The organism is Paraburkholderia sp. J76, assembly GCF_905220295.1.
GTDB lineage: Bacteria > Pseudomonadota > Gammaproteobacteria > Burkholderiales > Burkholderiaceae > Paraburkholderia.
Genome location: NZ_CAJMZJ010000006.1, coordinates 148,504 through 167,736 on the forward strand (window position 1 = coordinate 148,504; position 19,233 = coordinate 167,736).

At 64.2% G+C, this 19,233-nt stretch carries 17 protein-coding genes; 9 read left to right on the forward strand and 8 right to left on the reverse strand.

Going from position 1 to position 19,233, the window contains the following annotated elements:
- Nucleotides 1-87: 87 nt before the first annotated feature.
- Nucleotides 88-1,422 carry an oxalate/formate MFS antiporter gene (gene oxlT / locus U5768_RS13855; protein ID WP_322030970.1) on the reverse strand — a complete coding sequence of 445 codons (1,335 nt, stop codon included), beginning with the start codon at nt 1,420-1,422 and terminating at the stop codon, nt 88-90.
- Nucleotides 1,423-1,900: 478 nt separating this feature from the next.
- On the opposite strand from oxlT (U5768_RS13855), the gene U5768_RS13860 reads away from it, so the two are divergent.
- Nucleotides 1,901-2,164 (forward strand): cupin domain-containing protein, encoded by a 264-nt coding sequence (locus U5768_RS13860; protein ID WP_322030971.1) that lies wholly within the window; start codon nt 1,901-1,903, stop codon nt 2,162-2,164.
- Between the two features lie 7 nt (nt 2,165-2,171).
- Here U5768_RS13860 and U5768_RS13865 read toward each other — a convergent pair whose 3' ends face one another.
- The 4 genes from U5768_RS13865 to mprF all read right to left on the reverse strand — a co-directional run bounded on the left by U5768_RS13865 (nt 2,172) and on the right by mprF (nt 6,825).
- Nucleotides 2,172-2,456 (reverse strand): HigA family addiction module antitoxin, encoded by a 285-nt coding sequence (locus U5768_RS13865; protein ID WP_322030972.1) that lies wholly within the window; start codon nt 2,454-2,456, stop codon nt 2,172-2,174.
- A gap of 10 nt (nt 2,457-2,466) precedes the next feature.
- Nucleotides 2,467-2,751, reverse strand: a complete 285-nt coding sequence (locus tag U5768_RS13870) for a type II toxin-antitoxin system RelE/ParE family toxin (RefSeq protein ID WP_322030973.1) — start codon at nt 2,749-2,751, stop codon at nt 2,467-2,469.
- Nucleotides 2,752-2,845: 94 nt separating this feature from the next.
- Nucleotides 2,846-4,219, reverse strand: coding sequence for a virulence factor family protein (locus U5768_RS13875; RefSeq protein ID WP_322030974.1), 1,374 nt, complete (start codon nt 4,217-4,219; stop codon nt 2,846-2,848).
- A complete protein-coding gene (gene mprF, locus U5768_RS13880; protein ID WP_322030975.1) occupies nt 4,216-6,825 on the reverse strand; it encodes a bifunctional lysylphosphatidylglycerol flippase/synthetase MprF in 2,610 nt (869 codons plus the stop codon). Before mprF ends, U5768_RS13875 begins: the two co-directional genes overlap by 4 nt.
- 583 nt (nt 6,826-7,408) lie before the next feature.
- Here mprF and U5768_RS13885 point away from each other — a divergent pair.
- The gene (locus U5768_RS13885) at nt 7,409-8,572 is read left to right on the forward strand and encodes a porin (protein ID WP_322030976.1); all 1,164 of its coding nucleotides are present in this window, start codon (nt 7,409-7,411) and stop codon (nt 8,570-8,572) included.
- A gap of 87 nt (nt 8,573-8,659) precedes the next feature.
- On the opposite strand, the gene U5768_RS13890 is transcribed toward U5768_RS13885, so the two are convergent.
- The gene (locus tag U5768_RS13890; protein WP_322030977.1) at nt 8,660-9,064 is read right to left on the reverse strand and encodes a DUF2917 domain-containing protein; all 405 of its coding nucleotides are present in this window, start codon (nt 9,062-9,064) and stop codon (nt 8,660-8,662) included.
- A gap of 505 nt (nt 9,065-9,569) precedes the next feature.
- Between U5768_RS13890 and U5768_RS13895 the strand changes: the two genes are divergently transcribed.
- The 5 genes from U5768_RS13895 (at nt 9,570) to U5768_RS13915 (ending at nt 14,066) form a co-directional block, all read left to right on the forward strand.
- Nucleotides 9,570-9,806, forward strand: coding sequence for a hypothetical protein (locus U5768_RS13895; protein WP_322030978.1), 237 nt, complete (start codon nt 9,570-9,572; stop codon nt 9,804-9,806).
- A complete protein-coding gene (locus U5768_RS13900) occupies nt 9,787-10,515 on the forward strand; it encodes a GntR family transcriptional regulator (protein ID WP_322030979.1) in 729 nt (242 codons plus the stop codon). Before U5768_RS13895 ends, U5768_RS13900 begins: the two co-directional genes overlap by 20 nt.
- A gap of 448 nt (nt 10,516-10,963) precedes the next feature.
- Nucleotides 10,964-12,211 carry a formyl-CoA transferase gene (gene frc, locus U5768_RS13905; protein WP_322030980.1) on the forward strand — a complete coding sequence of 416 codons (1,248 nt, stop codon included), beginning with the start codon at nt 10,964-10,966 and terminating at the stop codon, nt 12,209-12,211.
- Nucleotides 12,212-12,227: 16 nt separating this feature from the next.
- Nucleotides 12,228-13,040 carry a fumarylacetoacetate hydrolase family protein gene (locus U5768_RS13910; RefSeq protein WP_322030981.1) on the forward strand — a complete coding sequence of 271 codons (813 nt, stop codon included), beginning with the start codon at nt 12,228-12,230 and terminating at the stop codon, nt 13,038-13,040.
- Nucleotides 13,041-13,091: 51 nt separating this feature from the next.
- Nucleotides 13,092-14,066 carry a hypothetical protein gene (locus U5768_RS13915; RefSeq protein WP_322030982.1) on the forward strand — a complete coding sequence of 325 codons (975 nt, stop codon included), beginning with the start codon at nt 13,092-13,094 and terminating at the stop codon, nt 14,064-14,066.
- Nucleotides 14,067-14,162: 96 nt separating this feature from the next.
- On the opposite strand, the gene U5768_RS13920 is transcribed toward U5768_RS13915, so the two are convergent.
- Nucleotides 14,163-15,107 carry a LysR family transcriptional regulator gene (locus U5768_RS13920; protein WP_322030983.1) on the reverse strand — a complete coding sequence of 315 codons (945 nt, stop codon included), beginning with the start codon at nt 15,105-15,107 and terminating at the stop codon, nt 14,163-14,165.
- Nucleotides 15,108-15,477: 370 nt separating this feature from the next.
- Here U5768_RS13920 and oxlT (U5768_RS13925) point away from each other — a divergent pair, with 370 nt between their 5' ends.
- Nucleotides 15,478-16,833 carry an oxalate/formate MFS antiporter gene (oxlT, locus tag U5768_RS13925; RefSeq protein WP_322030984.1) on the forward strand — a complete coding sequence of 452 codons (1,356 nt, stop codon included), beginning with the start codon at nt 15,478-15,480 and terminating at the stop codon, nt 16,831-16,833.
- A 22-nt stretch (nt 16,834-16,855) separates the two neighbouring features.
- Nucleotides 16,856-17,977 (forward strand): LysR family transcriptional regulator, encoded by a 1,122-nt coding sequence (locus U5768_RS13930; RefSeq protein WP_322031183.1) that lies wholly within the window; start codon nt 16,856-16,858, stop codon nt 17,975-17,977.
- 124 nt (nt 17,978-18,101) lie between these two features.
- On the opposite strand, the gene U5768_RS13935 is transcribed toward U5768_RS13930, so the two are convergent.
- On the reverse strand, nt 18,102-19,079 hold the full coding sequence (locus tag U5768_RS13935) for a 2-dehydropantoate 2-reductase (RefSeq protein ID WP_322030985.1): 978 nt from the start codon (nt 19,077-19,079) through the stop codon (nt 18,102-18,104).
- Nucleotides 19,080-19,233 lie beyond the last annotated feature (154 nt).

The window sequence follows — 19,233 nt, forward strand, 5'->3', positions numbered from 1 at the left end:
AGCGGTTTCTCTGCAGTTTTTCCGCAGTCTCTCTTTACGCCGGCTCACGCCGGCGTTTTTCATGCTTTCGCAAGATAGGGCGTTGGCTCAGTCCTGCACGAGCGGGCTGCCGTACGCGAAGCTGGACGCCGGTTCGGCATGCTTTTGACGGTGCGCATTGCGCAACGGCTTGAGCACGAATACCGCGAGCAGCGCGGAGACCGCGGCCATGCCCGAGGCGAGCATGAACACCGCGTGCCAGCTACCGGTTGCCGCGGTAATCACACTCGTGAACGGCACCAGCAGTGCGGCGGTGCCCTTCGCGGTGTAAAGCAGGCCCGCGTTGGTCGCAGCGAACTTCGGTCCGAAGGTATCGCCGCAGGTGGCGGGAAAGAGGCTGTAGATTTCGCCCCACGCGAAGAACACGATGCCGGTGAGCACGACGAACGCCGCCGGCGTGTGACCGTATCGAGAGAGCAGCACGATGCCGACCGCCTCGATGCCGAACGCGACGAACATCGTGTTTTCGCGGCCAATGCGGTCCGATACCCAGCCGAAGAAGGGTCGCGTGAGGCCGTTGAGCACGCGGTCGATGGTGAGCGCGAACGTGAGCGCGGGCAGCGTGAGGCCGAGCAGCGAAACGGGCGAGTCGTGCAGGCCAAAATCCTTTGCGATCGGGCCGAGTTGCGCGGTCGCCATCAGACCGCCGGCGGCCATCATCACGAACATGGCATACATCACCCAGAAGACGGGCGATGCAATCACCTCACGCGGCCCTGCGTTGTAGACGGCGCTCGCACTCTGCGCGACCTGCTTCGCCGCTTGCCCGATGGCGCGTTTCGCTGCGGCAACGCCGTGCGAGGCGGGCGCGCTGAGCGCGAAACCAAGCACGAGCACGACGATCCCTTGCCCCAGCCCGAACCAGAGGAACGTGGACTCGTAGCCGCTGCTCTTGATCATGTTGGCGATGGGCACCACGGTTGCCGCGGACCCCGCCCCGAAGCCCGCCGCGGTAATGCCGGCCGCGAGCCCGCGCCGGGTCGGAAACCACTTGAGCGCGTTGCCGACGCAAGTGCCATAAACGGCGCCCGCACCGAGCCCGCCGATCGCGGCGGCGATATAGAGCACGGGCAGCGACGCGGCCACGGAGTTGAGCACCCAGGCAACGGCGCACAACAGGCCGCCGGCCACGACCACGGGGCGCGGCCCATACTTGTCGACGAGCCAGCCCTCCACAGGCACGAGCCAGGTTTCGGTAACGACGAAGATCGTGAACGCGACCTGAATCGCGGGCCGCCCCCAGTGGTACTTCTCGTTGATCGGATTGACGAACAGCGTCCAGCCGTACTGCATGTTGGCGATCATCGCCATGCAGATGACGCCGAACACGAGTTGAGTCCACGGCGACGCGAATCGCGACGCCCCTCCTTGCCGATGCTCCATGTGTGTCTCCGGTTTTTTTCGAATGAACGGCCTTGCGCGAGGGGCGGTATGTGCCTGGATCGCGGTCAGCAAATCCTGTCGTTTAGCTGACAGTCGTTTACACAATATGTAATATATCAACGAAGTCAAGCGGAAGACATCTCAGGGCTTCCACTAGCTCTGGGCATTGATGAGTATGGTTTTTGAAAGGTTTTGACCCATGCTCCTTATGCCGAAAAAAAGCCCGCTGGCAACGCCAGGCGGGCTGAGGCACGCGCGAGATAGCGGAAATCGCGACATGTGTTGTCGTTATAGATGAAAGCTTTTAGTAATGTAAGGAGAATTTTTCTAAAACCTTTCATCGGGAGTTGGATGAAAGGTTGATGGCTGTGCGCGTACGGAAGTTGGCGATTCAGCGGGTGGCAAGATCGTGCAGCGGCTGGGCGCGCGTGCCAAACTGCTGCTGGCGGGGCGATGCCGCCGAACGAGGAGACGAATCGTGCAGCGTGAAACATTCATCCGCAGCCTGGCCGACGAAGGCTTTCCGGAGCCCGTTGTCGTGACGCGCGAAGCCGGCGCCATGGAGGTCCATTCGCATCCGTTCGAAGCGAAGGCGCTGGTGATCGAGGGCGAACTGCACATTCGCGTGGGCGACGAGGAGCGGCATTACAAGGCTGGCGACGTGTTTCATCTCGCCGCCAACCTGCCGCACGCCGAGCGCTACGGTCCGCAGGGCGTGCAGTATCTCGTGGGCAGGAAGTGAGAGGGGGCTATGCAGCCAGGCGCCGAAGTTCGGAGAGATCGGCGTTTCTTGCCGCTTCCTCCAGATCGTAGTCGCTCTGGAGGTGCATCCAGAACTGCGGCGACGTGCCGAATACGATCGACAGGCGCAGCGCGGTGTCGGCCGTCACACTGCGCGCGCCATGCACGATTTCGTTGATGCGCCGCGGCGGCACTTTCATCGCCCGCGCCAGCGCATTCTGGCTCATGTCCATGGGCGTGAGGAATTCCTCCTGAAGCACTTCGCCGGGGTGGACGTTCCGGAGTTTTTTCATAATCCGTACCTCAGTGATAGTCGACGATTTCGACGTCATGGGCGTGGCCGCCGCGCCACCTGAAACATATCCGCCACTGGTCGTTGATGCGGATACTGTGCTGGTCCGCGCGATCGCCCTTCAGAGCCTCAAGCCGATTGGCCGGTGGAATGCGCAGATCGGCGAGATCTTGCGCAGCGTGCAGCATGCGCAATTTACGCCGCGCTACGTGTTGGACTTCTGCGGGCAGCCGACGCGACTGCGCGCCGGACCAGATCAGTGCCGTTTCCCTGTCGTAGAAGTTCTGGATCGCCATGCCAAAGCATAACGCCATGCGTCATATGACGCATGGCGTTATAGTCGACAAAAGTCTGTCCGCCGTCAAGCGAATGGGGAAAAGTGTCGCGCTCTCACCCCCGCGCCGCAATCTCCTTCTTCCACCCCGCGATGATCTTCGCGGCGAGTGCGTTGTAGTCGCCGTCGAAGTGATGATCGCCGCTCGTCTTGACCACGTCGATGCCGCTATTTACGAGCGCCGGGCATAGCGTGTCTTTCTCGCCCGCGCCATACACGCACTGGACGATCGAAGGCGGCACCTTCGCGAGTTCCGGACGCACCTGCAGCGCCTTGTCGCTCGCGGGCATGCCGAGCCAGCCCGTCACGCGGATCTGGAAGTCGGCGTCCGGCGCGAAGCCGAGCAGCGACATGTACGACACCTTAGCGCGCAACGCATCGGGCAGACGGTTGTACGCGAACGGCATCACGTCCGCGCCGAACGAATAGCCCACGAGCGCAATGTGCTGCGCATGCCAGCGCGAGCCATAGGTCTTCAGCACGCGTGCGAGATCGTGGCTCGTTTGCGCCGGCGTCTTTTCGCTCCAGAAGTAACGCAGCGCGTCCCAGCCGATCACCGAAATACCCTGCTTTTGCAGCGCTTCCGCAATCGTCTTGTCGAGATCGCGCCAGCCGCCGTCGCCCGAGATCACTACCGCGAGCATGTCGGTGGGGTGCGCCGCCGGCAGTTCGACGAGCGGCAGATCCGACACGTCTTCTTCGCTTTCCGTCGCGACACGCAGGTGATTCGATGTGAGCGCAACGATCTTGTCGGCGTCGGCTACGCTGGGAGCAAAGGCGCGCGGCGCGCCGGAGTTCGTTGCGCGCGCATCTTTCATCGTCACGCCTTGCTCGAAGAAGCCGGGCAGGCCGTTGCCGCGCGAAAGCGTCGGGTCGGCCGGGCAGGGCGAGAAGCGGGCGTCGAGCTTCGCTGCGGGATCGAGCGATACGGCGCCCGCCATCGTGTTGGCGGGCGCCTGCGAGAGCATGCGCTGCGCGATAAGCGCGCCTTCGCCGCTGCCGATGGCGATCGGGGCGTAATACTCGCTCGCGCCCTGCTGGCGTTCGAGCTGATGGCTCAGCGCTTCGGCGTCGCTGTAGAGCTTGTGGCAGGTTTCGTTCTTGACGGCCGCGAGGTTCTGCGCATAGCGCTCGGTATCCACGCCCACGACGAGCGCGCCGTGCTGCGCGAGCGCGTCGGCGCGTGTCTGGTCGGCGGCGCTCCAGTGCTTGTCCGCCGAGAACAGCACGGTGAAGCCACGCATTGCGCCGCTCGGTTTCGTCACCGCGACCTGGCCGTAGCGGCCGCCGGAGACGTGCATCGTCGCGGCGGAAGCCGGCGTCGATGCGGCGGCCGAAGCCGCGTTGGCGTGAGCCGTGAAAAACGCGAGCACGGCGGCGCCCGCTGCCGTGCCTGCAATGCGCGGCAGCCTGGAAATACGGAATGTCATGAGCGCCAGCCTCCTGCCAGCAGCGATAGATCGGCGAGGGTGATGAACACGCTGATCGAGCCAGACGCGGCCAGATAACGCGGTTCCCAGCGCGGCGCGAACTTGTTCTTGAAGCCGCGCAGCCCCCGGAAGTTATAGAAGCGGCCGCCGAAGCGCCAGATGAAGCCCGCGAGGCGGTGCCACGACGAGGCGAGCGGCGTGGGACCCATGCCCGAGAGCGGCGCCATGCCGAGCGAGAGCGACTGGTAGCCGGCGGCCTTCAGATGCAGCGCGAGTTGCGTGAACAGGTACTCCATCGCGTAGGGCGACGCGCCCGGCAAATGGCGCATGACGCCCACCGTTGCGTCGGTGTTCAGGTCGGTCGTCATGAACGTGACGAAGGCGAGCGGCTCGCCGTTCTGGCGGATCAGCAGCACCGATTGCGCGGCGAGATAGTCGTCGTCGAACGCGGCCACCGAGAAGCTCTTCTCGCGCGCTTCGCGGTCGTGCAGCCACGCGTCGGAGATCGCGCGCAGCACCGGCAGGCTCGCGCCCATTTGCGTGGGCTCGATATGTTCGATCGAAAAGCCGTCGCGTTCGCCGCGCTTGAGCGCGTAGCGCAAATGCGCGCGCTGCGGACCCTTCAGGTCGAATTCCTGCAGCATGACGCGCGCTTCCTCGCCGAGTTTCATCAGCGTGAGGCCGGCGTCGAGATAGAGCGGCAACGCGTCGGCGCGCACCTGGTAGAACGCCGCGCGGCCGTTGTGTGCGTGCGCGAGCGTGACGAATTCGCGGATCAGCGCCGGCCACTCTTCGCGCGGGCCGACAGGATCGTGCAGCGCGGCCCACGTGCGGCCGCGCTTCGCGTACATCAGAAAAGCCTTGCGCGAGGCGGAGAAGAGGAAGCTTTTGTCGCCCATCAGCGCGAGGCCCGCGTCGCTGCGCTCCTGCGCGCGCACGATACGCGCGGCTTCTTCGAGGTCTTCGCTCGGGGGCATCACGAAGCGGCCCGCGGCGGGGCGCAGCAATTGCCAGGTCGCGAACGCGGCGGCGAACACGCCGGCGCCGAGCGTGGCGCGCAATGCGCGCGGGGCGCGGCTGTGGAAGGCGAATTGCCACCAGAGACTTTGCGAGTACTGCACGTCGCGGAACGCGAACAGCAGCACCCACACGGCGAGCGCGATCACGCAGCCGACCGAGGCGAGCCAGGCCGGCGTGAAGCGCTCGGCGAACATCGACGAGTGGCGGTTAAAGCGCTTGCGTGTGGCGAGGAGCAGCACGATCAGCACGCACAGCACGCCTGCTTCGACGAAGGCGAGACCTTTGGCGAGCGAGAGCGCGAGGTTGGCCACGGCGATCACGAGCGCGAGCCACCAGGCGGCGTCCAGTCGCCGCAACAGACCGCGCGCGACGAAAAGGAGCAGCACGCCGAATAGGCTGCCCATCAATTGCGAGCTTTCGAGCACCCACAGCGGCACGACGGTTTGCAGCAGCGCGATGCGCTTGGAGAACGCGGGCGTGGCGCCCGAGATCACCAGCATGCTGCCGGTCACGAACGTGACGATGGCGAGGAAGAGCGGCGCGAGTTGCGAGACGCCGTCGGCGCCGCGCTTCGCGAAGCGCGCACTGAGCGGAGTCTTGAGCGCGCGGCCCTCGAATACCGCGAGCACGCCGGCCGCGAGCGCGAGCGGCGCGCCGAAGTAGATCGCGCGATAAGCGAGCAGCGCGGCCAGCACCCTGGACGTGGGCACGCTCGGTCCGAGCGCATAGACCATCGCGGCTTCGAACACGCCGATGCCGCCGGGCGTGTGGCCGATCAGGCCGAGCAGCATGGCGGCGCAGTAGACGGTGAGGAAGTCGCTGAAGCCGAGCAGCGCGTGCGGCATGACCGACCAGAGCGCGAGTCCGGCGCCGATCACGTCGAGCGCGGCCAGCAGTAGCTGCGCGACGAGGTCGCGCCGCGCCGGCACCGCAAAGCGCAGCCAGGCGCGGCCGAACGGCTCGATTTCGCGCGCGCGGGCGGGGCAAACGACGATCATCGCCGCGCCGCAGCCGAGCACCACGCCGCCGATCAGGCGCAGGTTGTCGGGCGAGAGATGCAGCAGGCCCGAGAGCGTGCTCGCGGCGCCCACCATGCCGAGCGCGGTCATGAGCACGAGCGCGAGGGCGAGCGTGACGCTCGTGAACACCGTCATACGGCCGATCTGCGCGGCGGTGACGCCCGCGCCGCCGTACACGCGGCAGCGCACGGCGCCGCCCGTAAGCGCGCCGAAGCCGGTGACGTTGCCGAGCGCCGAGCCGGCGATCGCGCCGGCCCACAGCGCACCGCGCGAGACGCGCGCGCCGAGGTAGCGCAGGCCCACGGCGTCGCGTCCGACCAGCGCGACGAAGCTCACGGCGGTAGCGGCGAGCGCGCCGGCCCATTGCGCAGGCGTGAGCGTCCAGAGCTGGCGGATGACCGAGTGGTAGTCGACCGTGCGCGAGAGGTGCTGGAACACCACCAGCAGCAGCGCGCAGATGCCGAGCGCGAACACCGGCGCCGCGAAGCGCTGCAGGTGCAGGGCACCGGCACGGCGGCGCAGCGCCGCGAGGGCGCGCGCCGCGCGCGAAGAATGCGATTGAGACATGGATCGGTCTGGTGGCTCTCTGCGGTGTCGCCGTATCGACTGTTACAGCTTCCCCGGCGGTGACATCGCGTTTATTCGTGCTGTGCGGCTACGTTCTTTCGATGCCGGCCCGCGTGCAATTCGCGCCGTGAACCGGAAAATCGAGCCGAATCGTAATCGTTCGGAAAGGACGGGTTAAGCTTCAGCAAACGCATAACACTCCCCGCCGGTTGACGCTTCAGGACAAGAAACCGCTATTGGGTCGCAATCGAACGGCCTGAATGGCCCGTTGTAAGTCGCGCATTTAATTGGGGAGTAACCTCTAGCGGTCCAATGTTTGCAAAGCCTGTTTAGCGGGAGCATTAATCCGAAGGGTATTCGTCAGGGTATGAGTAATCGATGAATGCGGGTTTGGCGACATGCCTCCAAACCCTTGCGTGGTGGGCGGTACGGCGGTTGGGGTTTTATCTTCCGACAGTTATTCAGGCGCTTCCTTAATTAGCTGTCACTAATTCGAGACAGCTTCCTGAATCCTTTTACAATGCTTCAACGGCGAGTTAGTCTGCCTTGGTCAAGAGTTGTTTTACCGCGCCGGGAGAATGAAGTGAAAAGACTCGCCTTGACTTCCCTTTCGCTGGCCGCGCTCGGGGCGGCCGGCACCGCTGACGCACAGACCAGTGTGACGCTGTACGGCACGATCGACACGTCGATCACCTACGTCAACCACGCCGATGGCGGCAACCATCTCTGGACGCTCGGCAACAGCAGCTACGGCAATCTTTCCGGTTCGCGATGGGGTTTGAAGGGCGCCGAAGATCTAGGCGGCGGCCTCAAGGCGATCTTCCAGTTGGAAAACGGCTTTAACCCATCGACGGGTTCGCTCGGGCAGGGCGGCAGGCTGTTCGGGCGGCAGGCGTACGTGGGTTTGACCGCCGAGCAATACGGCTCGCTCACATTGGGGCGGCAGTATGACCCGCTCATCGACCTCGTGCAGGGCATCACGGCGGACAACTATTTCGGCTCCGTGTTCGCCACGGCGGGCGACGTCGACAACTACGACAACAGCTTTCGCGTGAACAACGCCGTCAAGTACACGACGCCCGTGTGGAGCGGCCTGCAGGTCGCGGCAATGTACTCGTTCGGCGGCGTGGCGGGCTCGACAGGCGCGGAGCAGTCGTATTCGGCGGCGCTCAACTACACCAACGGACCGTTCGCGGTCGCTGGTGGCTACTTCTACGCGACGAACAGCCAGGCCGTAAACGGCATTCGCACCGACGGCTGGACGAGCACCTCGGACGGCACCTTCGACGGCCCGATCAACGGCGGCTACGCCACGGCGCACTCGCTCACCATCGCGCGCGCGGCGGCGCAGTACCAGCTAGGCCAGTTCACCTTCGGCCTCGGCTACAGCAATGCGCGCTATTCGCCGGACGGCAGCTCGGTGTTCCGCGACACCCAGAAGTACAACACCGGCCAGGGCTTCATGAACTATCAACTGAGCCCGGCGCTGCTACTCGGCCTCGGCTACAGCTATACGCACGCCAACGGCGATACGACCGCGAGTTATCACCAGGTTTCTCTCGGCGCGGACTACAGCCTCTCCAAGCGCACCGATCTCTATATGACGGCGGCGTGGCAGCACGCGAGCGGCGATACCGGCGACGGCGCGGGCGGCTCGACGCCGGCCGAGGCTTCGATCGGTTCGTATGGCTACGCGGGCACGTCGAACCAGACGATCGTGAACCTCGGGCTGCGGCACAAGTTCTGATCCGACGCTTCGTTTCGCGACGCCGGATGCGCCAGTTGAATGGCGCATCCGGCGTTTTAGCTTGTGAGGCGGGCAGCGTTTCGCGCGTCACGTCTCGCGCGGGCGCCGCAGCGCCAGCAGCGCAAGCCACGCGGCGAGGCGCTCCATACAGCGCCGCACGCCCGCGAATGGCGGCCGCCATGCGCTCGTGATGCTCAGCCGCGCCGGGAAGTCGGCTTCGGTGCTGAGCCAGATGCGCTCGCCGCGTTCGAGCCGGAGCGATTCGCCCGGCTTCAGCCAGTGGTCGTAGGGCGAACGGGCGCGCGTGACCCACACCGGGGCCGCGTGGACCCGCAGCGTGGATGAGGCATTCACGCGCCAGGTGAGCGTGCGCTGGGGCGGCACGGCGAAGTGGACCGATTGCGCGGGCAACGGATCGTCGAAGCGGTCGGTTGCGTCTGCGACGCTCGGTTGGGGTGCGGGCTGTGAAGCTGCCTGAAAAGCGTCATCCATCGTTTTCTCCAGTAGTTGGAGCCGACGAACGGAGCGCTGCCACCCAGAAAAACAAAAAGCCCCGTCGATGCCGGCGGGGCTTGTGATTTGCGTTACGACAGACTGCTAGTACGCACACCATCCCCGTGGGCTACCCATATGGGTTGTCCACGGATGGTTCATCGTGTTTGCGATGACGAGGAGGGCGGAGGCGGTGCGCATGGGTCGAGTGTGCAGGGCGCCTCGCGGTGCTGTCAATCAGAAATGCTTTACATCACGCGATCGTGCCCCTGGACCGTTTATCCCTTGCCGGCAGCACCGGTTTCTCACTAGCATTGCTTGTTTATAGCGATAGGGCGGCGGTCGTACCCATAATGTGGGAGCGAGCCCATTCCAGCCCCGACGTATCGACAGAAGTGTTGTGCCGAAACGACTGCATCTGATATATCACATACAGAATATTGCTTTTTGTCGCGACGCAGCATATCATTGAGTCATTCGATTACTCAATCATGCGGAGCTTCAAATGGATTTCGTTTCTCTCGCACTCTTCGGTGCAGCGGTCGTGGGTCTGGGTGCGGCTGCTACGGTCCTGATCGCCAGATGGTTGCCGCAGTCTGCTATCGAGCAGGCCGCACAACATGGCCGGTACGTCGGTTTGGGCGAAGCGCCCCGCGCAAAGGCGCTGCGTCGTGCACAATTCGGTCCGCGAATCCGTCCGCAGGTCGGAAAAGAGGTAATCAATGTCGTTAGAACAAACTGAAGTTGTAGCAAGCCGGGAAGCGGCGCCGCTCAAGCTGGCGCTGCAACCCATCAACGCAACACTGAGCCTGCGCGATCAGGCTTACGCCATGCTGCGCCAGGCCATTGCGGACGCCGATATTTACCAGTCGCGCGACGAAATCCGGCTCGACGAGCGCGTGCTGAGCGAATCGCTCGGCGTGAGCCGCACGCCCGTGCGCGAGGCCATGACGCTGCTCGAGCAGGAAGGCTTTCTGCGCATGGTGCCGCGCCGCGGCATCTATATCGTGCGCAAGAGCAAGCGCGAAATCGTGGAAATGATCCAGATGTGGGCGGCGCTGGAAAGCATGGCCGCGCGCCTCGCCACGATCCACGCGACCGACGAGGAAATCGCCCGGTTGCGCCACATGTTCGACGACTTCCGCGACAGCACGCCTGCCGAGCATATCGCCGAGTATTCGGACGCCAACATCGCGTTTCACCAGGCGATAGTCGAACTCTCCCGCTCGCAGATCATCCTCGACACCATCAAGAACATCTTCGTGCACGTGCGCGCTATTCGGCGCATGACGATTTCGCAGAGCGATCGCGCCTCGCGTTCGATCGTCGACCATCTACGCATTATCGAGGCGCTGGAAAAGCGCGATACCGAACTGGCGGAAAAGCTCGTGCGCCAGCATTCGCTCGATCTCGCGGTGTACGTCGAGAAGAACTGCGATTTCCTTGACTGACGCGGGCTGCGAAGAGCGATCAGGCAAAACGGGAGACCTCCGGGTCTCCCGTTTTGCGTTTACGTCTCTGCGCGTTTTGCCGGGCTGCTTGCCCGCACCCACCGACTTTATGCGCATCAACTCCTGGCATCCCTGACTAAATTGCGGTCCGTCCCCTCATCCTTCACACGGAATCTGGCATATCAGACACGGTAAACACTCGGGGTTTTCCCTTGTGTGCGCCGCGTCAACGCGGCCGAACTTGCGTCAAAACCATACTGGATAAGGCTTCGACGCGATTCTAATGGCATTCCCGATGGGCAATTCCCCTCTTGCCTCCATCTGATATATCACATACCGTATTGCTCAAGGACGCAGATGTCGCGCCAGCGCGCGAAACGCCTCTGCCCACGCAACCCCCACCATTTTCTAAAACTCGCCCGGCCACGATTAGATAAGGAGACATGACATGGGCAAGGCATTGAACGGCGTGCGCATCCTCGATTTCACGCACGTGCAGTCGGGACCCACCTGCACGCAACTGCTCGCCTGGTTCGGAGCGGACGTGATCAAGATCGAGCGCACCGGCGCAGGAGACGTCACGCGCGACCAGCTACGCGACCTGCCGGACGCGGACAGCCTCTACTTCACGATGCTCAACGGCAACAAGCGCTCGCTCACTCTCGACACGAAGAATCCGCAAGGCAAGCGCGTGCTGGAGCGGCTCATTCGCGACTGCGACGTGCTCGTCGAGAACTTCGCACCCGGCGCGCTCGAACGCATGGGCTTTAGCTGGGAGCGTATCCAGACGCTGAACCCGCGCATGATCGTCGCCTCGGTGAAGGGCTTCGGCCCGGGTCCTTATGAGGACTGCAAGGTCTACGAGAACGTCGCGCAGTGCGTGGGCGGCGCGGCTTCGACGACAGGCTTCGACGACGGCCCGCCGGTCGTCTCCGGCGCGCAGATCGGCGACAGCGGCACCGGTCTGCATCTCGCGCTCGGCATCGTCACGGCGCTCTATCAGCGTACGCATACGGGGCGCGGCCAGAAGGTGCTCGCGGCCATGCAGGACGGCGTGCTTAATCTGTGCCGCGTGAAGCTGCGCGACCAGCAGCGGCTCGAACGCACCGGCGTCATGAAGGAGTACCCGCAATATCCCAACGACAGTTTCGGCGAGGCCGTGCCGCGCGCCGGCAATGCGTCGGGCGGCGGACAGCCCGGCTGGATTCTCAAGTGCAAGGGCTGGGAGACCGATCCGAACGCCTATATCTATTTCATCGCGCAGGCGCCGGTGTGGGACCGCATCTGCAAGCTGATCGGGCGCGAAGAGTGGATCGACGATCCGGACTACGCGACGCCGAACGCGCGCCTGCCGCGTCTGAAGGCGATCTTCGACGAGATCGAGCACTGGACCATGCATCGCACGAAGTTCGACGCGATGGCCGTGCTCAACCGCTACGACATTCCGTGCGGCCCGATTCTGTCGATGAAGGAGATCGCGAGCGACGAATCGCTGCGTGCGAGCGGCACGATCGTCGAGGTGGACCATCCGGTGCGCGGCAAGTACCTCACGGTCGGCAACCCGATCAAGCTCTCGGATAGCCCGACCGACGTCACGCGTTCGCCGATGCTCGGCGAGCACACCGACGAAGTGCTTGCCGAATTCGGCTACTCGAATGAAGAAATCCATTCGTTGCGCGCTTCTGGCGCCATTTGAAACCAGGGAGCGAAACATGGAAACGTGGATGCGTTTGATGGCGAGCGACGGGAGCATTGTGTTCGGCCGCGTCGAGAACGGTTACCTGCACGAATACGAAGGACTCGATCAGCCGGTGCCGACTGGCGCGGTGTTGTCCCTGCGTGCGCTCACGCCGCTCGCGCCCTGTGCGCCCGGCAAGGTGGTCGCGCTCTGGAACAATTTTCACGCGCTCGCCGCGAAGCTGGAAAAGCCGGTGCCTTCGCACCCGCTCTTTCTCATCAAGCCGGCGGCGTCGGTGATCGGTTCGTCGGAATTGATTCGGCGTCCTGCTCACTATGCGGGAAAAATCGTCTTCGAAGGCGAACTCGGCATCGTCATAGGCAAGCGTTGCCGCGATGCGAGCGTCGAAGAAGCGGAGTCGGCGATCTTCGGCTACACGATCGTCAACGATGTCACGGCGGCCGGTCTCATCACCGAGAATCCGCACTTCCCGCAATGGTGCCGAGCCAAAGGTTTCGATACGTTCTGTTGTCTGGGACCGGCGATCGTTTCCGGCTTCGACTGGCAGCGCGCCCGCGTCGTCACGAAACTCGACGGCGTGGAGCGGCAGAATTATCCGCTCGACGACATGGTGTTTTCGCCGGCGCAGCAAGTAAGCCTTATTTCGCAGGACTTGACGCTCGAACCCGGCGACGTGATTGCGTGCGGCACTTCGCTCGGCGTAGGCTCGATCGTTGAGGGCGCAACCGTCGAGGTCACCATCGAAGGAATCGGCACGTTGAGCAATGCGCTCGGCGCCGCGCGCGCGGAAATCGAGTCGCTTTCCGCTGTAGAGGGCGCAGCGTGACGACGTAAAACCCACGAGGCGCGCGGCAACACTATCGCGCGAGGAGGAGAGATGCCGGAGCAACTGGCTGGCGACCTGGCGTGGTTGGGCGCCGGTGCGCTGTTCGCATGGCTCGGCTGTGCATTCGCGCAACTGGCGGCGCTCTGGCCGCTGCGTGCGCGGTCGTCGTCATGTGTCCGCGCCGCGCCACGCTGCACGAAGCATGCGGGTGCAGCGCTCAAGCATCGGCTTGCCTTCGCCCTTTCGTTCGCATTGCTACTCACGCTGCCGCCCGGTGCGATCGCCGCGGGCTGGATGCAGGGGGCAGGGGCGACGGTTGCCGTCGAAGCGGGTGTGCTGTGCGGTTTGTGCTTCGCAGGCCGGCGCGATCTCGCACGATGCGCGCGGCCGGCGGCGCTGGTCGGTAGCGTATCGGGGTCGATTCTGCTGATCGCTGCGTTCGTTGGCTACGTGTTGCAGCCGGAGCGCAGTTCGAACGAACGTATGGCGCTGTTCGTCGCGGCGGCGACCGGCGCATTGCTGGTTGGCGGTGCGCTGAGTCTGTTCAGCCGCGGGCCGCAGGCGGGCGCCGCAGTGCGCCGGCGCGTGCCGTTCGGCCGAGGCGACCGAATCATGCACGTGGTGGCGCTGGTGCTTGCCACCGCGCTCGGCTATGGGTTTTCGAGCGTGCGTGCTTGCCCCGAATTCGAAATCTCCATCCTCGTCGCGGCGAGCGTGTTGTGCGTGGCGCTCGGCGTGCGGCTGATGAGCGGCGCGCGACGACCGCGGCTCGCCCGTACAGGCGGGCTCGATACGTCATCGGCGCGTGAGCCCTTCGGCGCCACATTCCATGCGAGCTTTGCCGGTATTCCGGACGAACTGCTGGTCGCGGCTTGCGGAGGCGGCGCGTTCGAACCGGCGTGGCTGACCGCGAACGAAACACCGCATGGCGGCGCGGGGCGCGCGGGTCATCACGCCTCGCAGGACTTGCCCCGGCGGCGGCGTAGCCGGGGCGGCGCGCTGCGCCAGCGGCAAGGGCCGCATTGAGCTACTGCATCTGCGAGACCGGGAAAAACGCTGGAACGCGCATGGCGACGCGAACGATTAGTAGTGCCTGATAATTTTTTAGATATTCATAAGACCTTACTTATGCAAACTCGCTTCTGACACTTTTGTAATGTTCTCGATGAGCGCCGCGCCTTCCTCCATGAGAAAGCGTTTGAACGCTAGCGCAACGGGAGGCAGACGCTTGTTTTTCCGGTGCACGACGTACCAGTTGAGCATGACCGGAAAGCCCTCGACGTCGAGCACGGCGAGATGGCCGACCTGCAATTCGAGGCTGATGGTGTGCGCCGAAAGAAAGGCGATGCCCATGCCCGCGATCACGGCCTGTTTGATCGTTTCCGTGCTTTGAATCTCCATGGCGATCTTGAGATTCGTGATCTTCCCGGCGAAGCCTTCTTCCATCGAATTCCAGGTGTCCGAGCCGCGCTCGCGCACGATGAACGCCTCGTTGGCGAGCGTGCTGAGCTTGATGCCGCGCTTGCTCGCGAGCGGATGCGTGGGCGCGGCGACGATCACATAAGGGTGGGGCGCAAACGGCTCGTTGATGGCGTCGGTCGCGTGGGGCGGCCGCACCATCACGGCGAGATCGGTCTGGTTGGTGGCGAGTTGCTGCAGCAACTGCTCGCGGTTGTGCACGGAGAGATTGAGCGCGACGCCCTTGTAGCGGCGCGTGAATTCGGCCAGCAGGCGCGGAAAGAAGTAGTCGCCCGCGCTAATGACGGCCACGTTGAGCTTGCCGCCCGAGACGCCCTTTAGCTGGCTCATCGCCTCGTCCACTTCGTGGAACTGCTGCATGATCGCGCGGCTGTAGTGCAGCATCTCCGTGCCCGCGGGCGTGAGATAGATTTTTTTGCCGAGCTGTTCGAAAAGCGGCAGGCCCGCGTGATCTTCGAGCTGGCGAACCTGCGTGGAAACGGCCGGCTGGGTGAGATGCAATTCCTCCGCAGCACGCGAAAAACTGAGGTGGCGCGCCACGGTCTCGAAGACCTTGAGCTGGCGCAGCGTGGCGTTTCGCATGGTCATGGCGGAACCATAAAGGATACTGAATCCACATAATAACAAACTTTAATTGTGAGTAATTCAGCAATCACCCTAGCATGAGTTGAAAGGAGTCCGAATGCCGTGCGGCATGCCGAAACAATGTTCGGGTTAACGCTCGGAAGTACGATTTCATAAGGGACAACGCGTAGAAAAGCCCTTGTTTCACGATGTTTTCAGGGGTTTGCCGTAAAGCCAGGGTGAATGAGGATTGACGAATTTTCATTCGGATTTTTGATTCATCCGGCGAATAAAAGGCACAGCATGGCGACGTGAAATTTAAAACCATAAGTTGTAATTTATGCAGACCGGTAATCACGCAGGCTGCAATGAATAGATAGCGGAGACAAGCGATATGAATGCAATCGGTCAGAGGAGCGAGAGCGGTCCGTTCTGGACGAACCGCTGGTTTCAACTGGTGGTGGGCATGCTATGCATGGCGCTCGTTGCCAATCTGCAGTACGCATGGACGCTGTTCGTCGCCCCGATGAACTCTCGTCACCACTGGGGCCAGGCGGAGATTCAACTGGCGTTCTCGATTTTCATTCTGACCGAGACGTGGCTCGTGCCGGTGGAAGGCTGGCTCGTCGACAAGTTCGGTCCGCGCCCGGTCGTGGCGGGCGGCGCCGTTTGCGCGGGCCTTGCCTGGGTGATCAACTCCTACGTCACGACGCTGCCGATGCTCTACGTTTCGGCCGTGATTGCCGGCATTGGCGCAGGCGGCGTGTACGGCACCTGCGTGGGCAACGCGCTCAAGTGGTTCCCGGACCGCCGCGGCCTCGCCGCGGGCCTCACGGCCGCGGGCTTCGGCGCGGGCGCCGCCGTGACGGTCATTCCGATCGCGAACATGATCACGCGTTCGGGCTACGAGCACACGTTCTTCGTGTTCGGCGTCATTCAGGGCGTGTCGATTCTCCTGCTGTCGTTCCTGCTCGTGAAGCCGGTGCCGCGCGCCGTGGTGGCGAGGGGCCGCACGCTTGTCTCGCGCATCGACTACACGCCGGGCCAGATGGTCAAGCAGCCGGTATTCTGGGTGATCTACGCGTGCTTCGTCGCCGTGGCCGCAGGCGGCCTGATGGCAACGGCGCAGATTGGGCCGATCGCCAAGGACTGGGGCATCGCCCGCATTCCGATGACGATGTTCGGTTTGACGCTGCCGCTCCTCACGCTCACGCTCTCGATCGACAACATCTGCAACGGCTTTACGCGTCCGCTGTGCGGCTTCATCTCCGACAAGATCGGCCGCGAGAACGCCATGTTCCTGATCTTCGCCGGCGAAGGGCTCGCGCTGCTCGGCATGATGCAGTTCGGCACGAACCCGTATGCGTTCATGGTGTTTGCGGCGCTCATCTTCCTGTTCTGGGGCGAGATCTTCTCGATCTTCCCGGCCATCTGCGCGGACACGTTCGGCAGCAAGTACGCCGCGTCGAACGCCGGCACGCTGTACACCGCCAAGGGCACGGCCGCGCTGCTCGTGCCGGTAGCCTCCGTACTCTCCGCAACGGGCGGCTGGAGCGCCGTGTTCATTGCCGCTGCCGTCATCACGATCGCGGCGGCCGTGAGCGCCAAGTTCGTCCTCGCGCCGATGCGCAAGCGTCTGATCGAGCAGAGCAGCGAAGCGGGCAATGAGGCGAGCAACGAGCCCAACGTCACGCTGGCCACGAATACGGGCGCGGGGCTGCCGCACTGGTCCAACCAGAGCGGCGAATAAGGCGCGCGGGGCCGCCATGTCGATGAACGTATCGCTCCAGCAGCTCAAGGTGTTCGTCGCGGTGGCGCGGGCGCGCAGCTTCACGCGCGCCGCGCGCGAATTCGGCCTCACGCAGTCGGCGGTGAGCCGCTGCGTGCGCGAACTGGAAGAAGCGGTCGAACTCAAGCTGTTCGACCGCACCACGCGTCAGGTCGAACTCACGCTCGCGGGCAGCGGTTTCGAGCGGCGCATCGGCCGCCTGCTCGACGAGATCGAGATGGCGCTCAGCGAGGGCCGGGATGCGCACCAGGCGCATAGCGGCGTCGTGCTCGTGGCGAGCAATCCGGTGCTCTCGTCTACGTGGGTGCCCGCCGCGCTCGCGCGCTGCGCCGCGGCGTTTCCTTCGCTCACGCTGCAGTTGCAGGACTTGCCGCAGGCGGCGGTGCTGCAGGCGGTCGAGCAAGGCGAGGCCGATTTCGGCGTGATCGCCGAAAACGTGCCGTTCGCGAGCGGCAACCTCGACGTGCAGCCGCTTTCCGCCACGCCGCTTTGCGCGCTTTTGCCCGCGCACCATCCGCTTGCGCTACAGGGGGCGCTGCGATGGGACGATCTCGCGCGCGAGCCGCTCGTCACGCTCAATCGCGACGCGGGTTGCCGCGGCGCGGTGATGCGCGCGCTGGACGGTTTGCGGCCCGAGGGGAGGCCGCTACAGGAATTCGCGCACGTGGCGGGCGTGGCGCGCATGGCGCAGCTCGGCATGGGCATTGGCGTATTGCCCGTATGCGTGGAAGGCGCGCGCGGAGCGCATGCGCATCGTTCAGGGGAAGTTGCGCACGCAACGTGTCATTGGCCCGCGCCCGCGGCGCCGCTCGTTACGCGCTTGCTGCATCCGGTCGTGAACGTGACGACGATGCTCGTGCGCCGTCGCCATCGTTCGCTGCGGCCTTGCGCCCAGGCCGCGTGGTCGCAGTTCATGGCGGATGGATCCGCGCCAGAAGGATCGGAGGCCGGCGCGTCGGCGCAGGACGACGACGCGCCGCCGGAAACGTCCATCGACGGGTCGCCCATGCGCGGCTCGAAAGGCGCGCCCATGCGCGTCGCGTTGCGCGGCGCCGATGCTCCGCCGCCGCTTCAGGTGACGCGCACCCACGCCCGTATCGAATAGCGGGTTTTCTTTGTCCATCAAGCAAAAACGGATCGCTCGATGCGATCCGTTTTTGCGTTGCGTTGTGCCTTGAAGGGCTTTGTGGGCTTTGAGGGCGGCGCACTCGCCGCCCTCTCCGCGCGACTTACGCCGCCTGCATGGCCATCCGCTCGCGCTGCTTGACCAACGCGAGCACGGTGTCGATAGCCGGCGTCGGCTCGCCGACCAGCCTGCCCATTTCCTGCACGACGGTGATCAGCGGATCGATCTCCATCGGCCGCCCGGTTTCGAGGTCGACGAGCATCGAGGTCTTGTGCGCGCCCACCGCGCCCGCGCCGTCGATGCGACGCTCCACGTCCACGCGGAAATTCACGCCGAACTGTTCGGCAATGCGCTTGCCTTCGAGCATCATCGTGCGCGCGACGGCGCGCGTGGCCGGGTCGCTCGTGATGACGTCGAGCGTAGCGTGCGTGAGCGCGCTGATCGGGTTGAAGCAGAGATTGCCCCACAGCTTGAGCCAGATTTCGTCGCGGATGTTTTCGCGGATCGGCGCCTCGAACCCGGCGGCCTGCATGGCTTCGTGAAGCTGGACGATGCGCGGCGTGCGCTCGCCCGAAGGCTCGCCAATCGGAAACTTCTTGCCGTACACATGGCGGATCACGCCCGGCGCGTCGATTTCGGCGGCTGGGTAGAGCACGCAGCCAATCGCGCGCTCGGGCGTGAGGCGGTTCCACTGCGCGCCGTCCGGGTCGATGCTTTCGAGCCGCGTGCCCGCGAACTTGCCGCCATGCTGGTAGAAGTACCAGTAGGGAATGCCGTTGGTGCCCGTGACGATGGCCGTATGCTTGCCGAGGAGGGGCTGCATCGCGTCGATTACGCCGGCCACTGAATGCGCCTTGAGCGTGATGATGACGACGTCCTGCACACCCAGTTCGCGCGGGTCGGAAGTGCAACGCACTTTCGCCACGTACTCCTCACCATCCATCAAAAGGCGTGCGCCGTTTTCGCGCATGGCGGCCAGATGCGGGCCGCGCGCGACGAAGCTCACGTCGGCGCCGGCGCGCGCGAGTTGGACGCCCATCATGCCTCCAATGGCGCCCGCTCCAAAGATGCAGATCTTCATGTTGAAACCCCAATGACGTTGAAAACCGCTTGTCCGCAGGGTGTTTTGCGAGCGTGGGGAAAAGCTGGCCGCTCGCCGCGACACCGGACGATGATTCGAGCATAGGGGGTGCCGTCGATTAACGACAGTTAAAGTTTCTCGCGAAAATCATCCA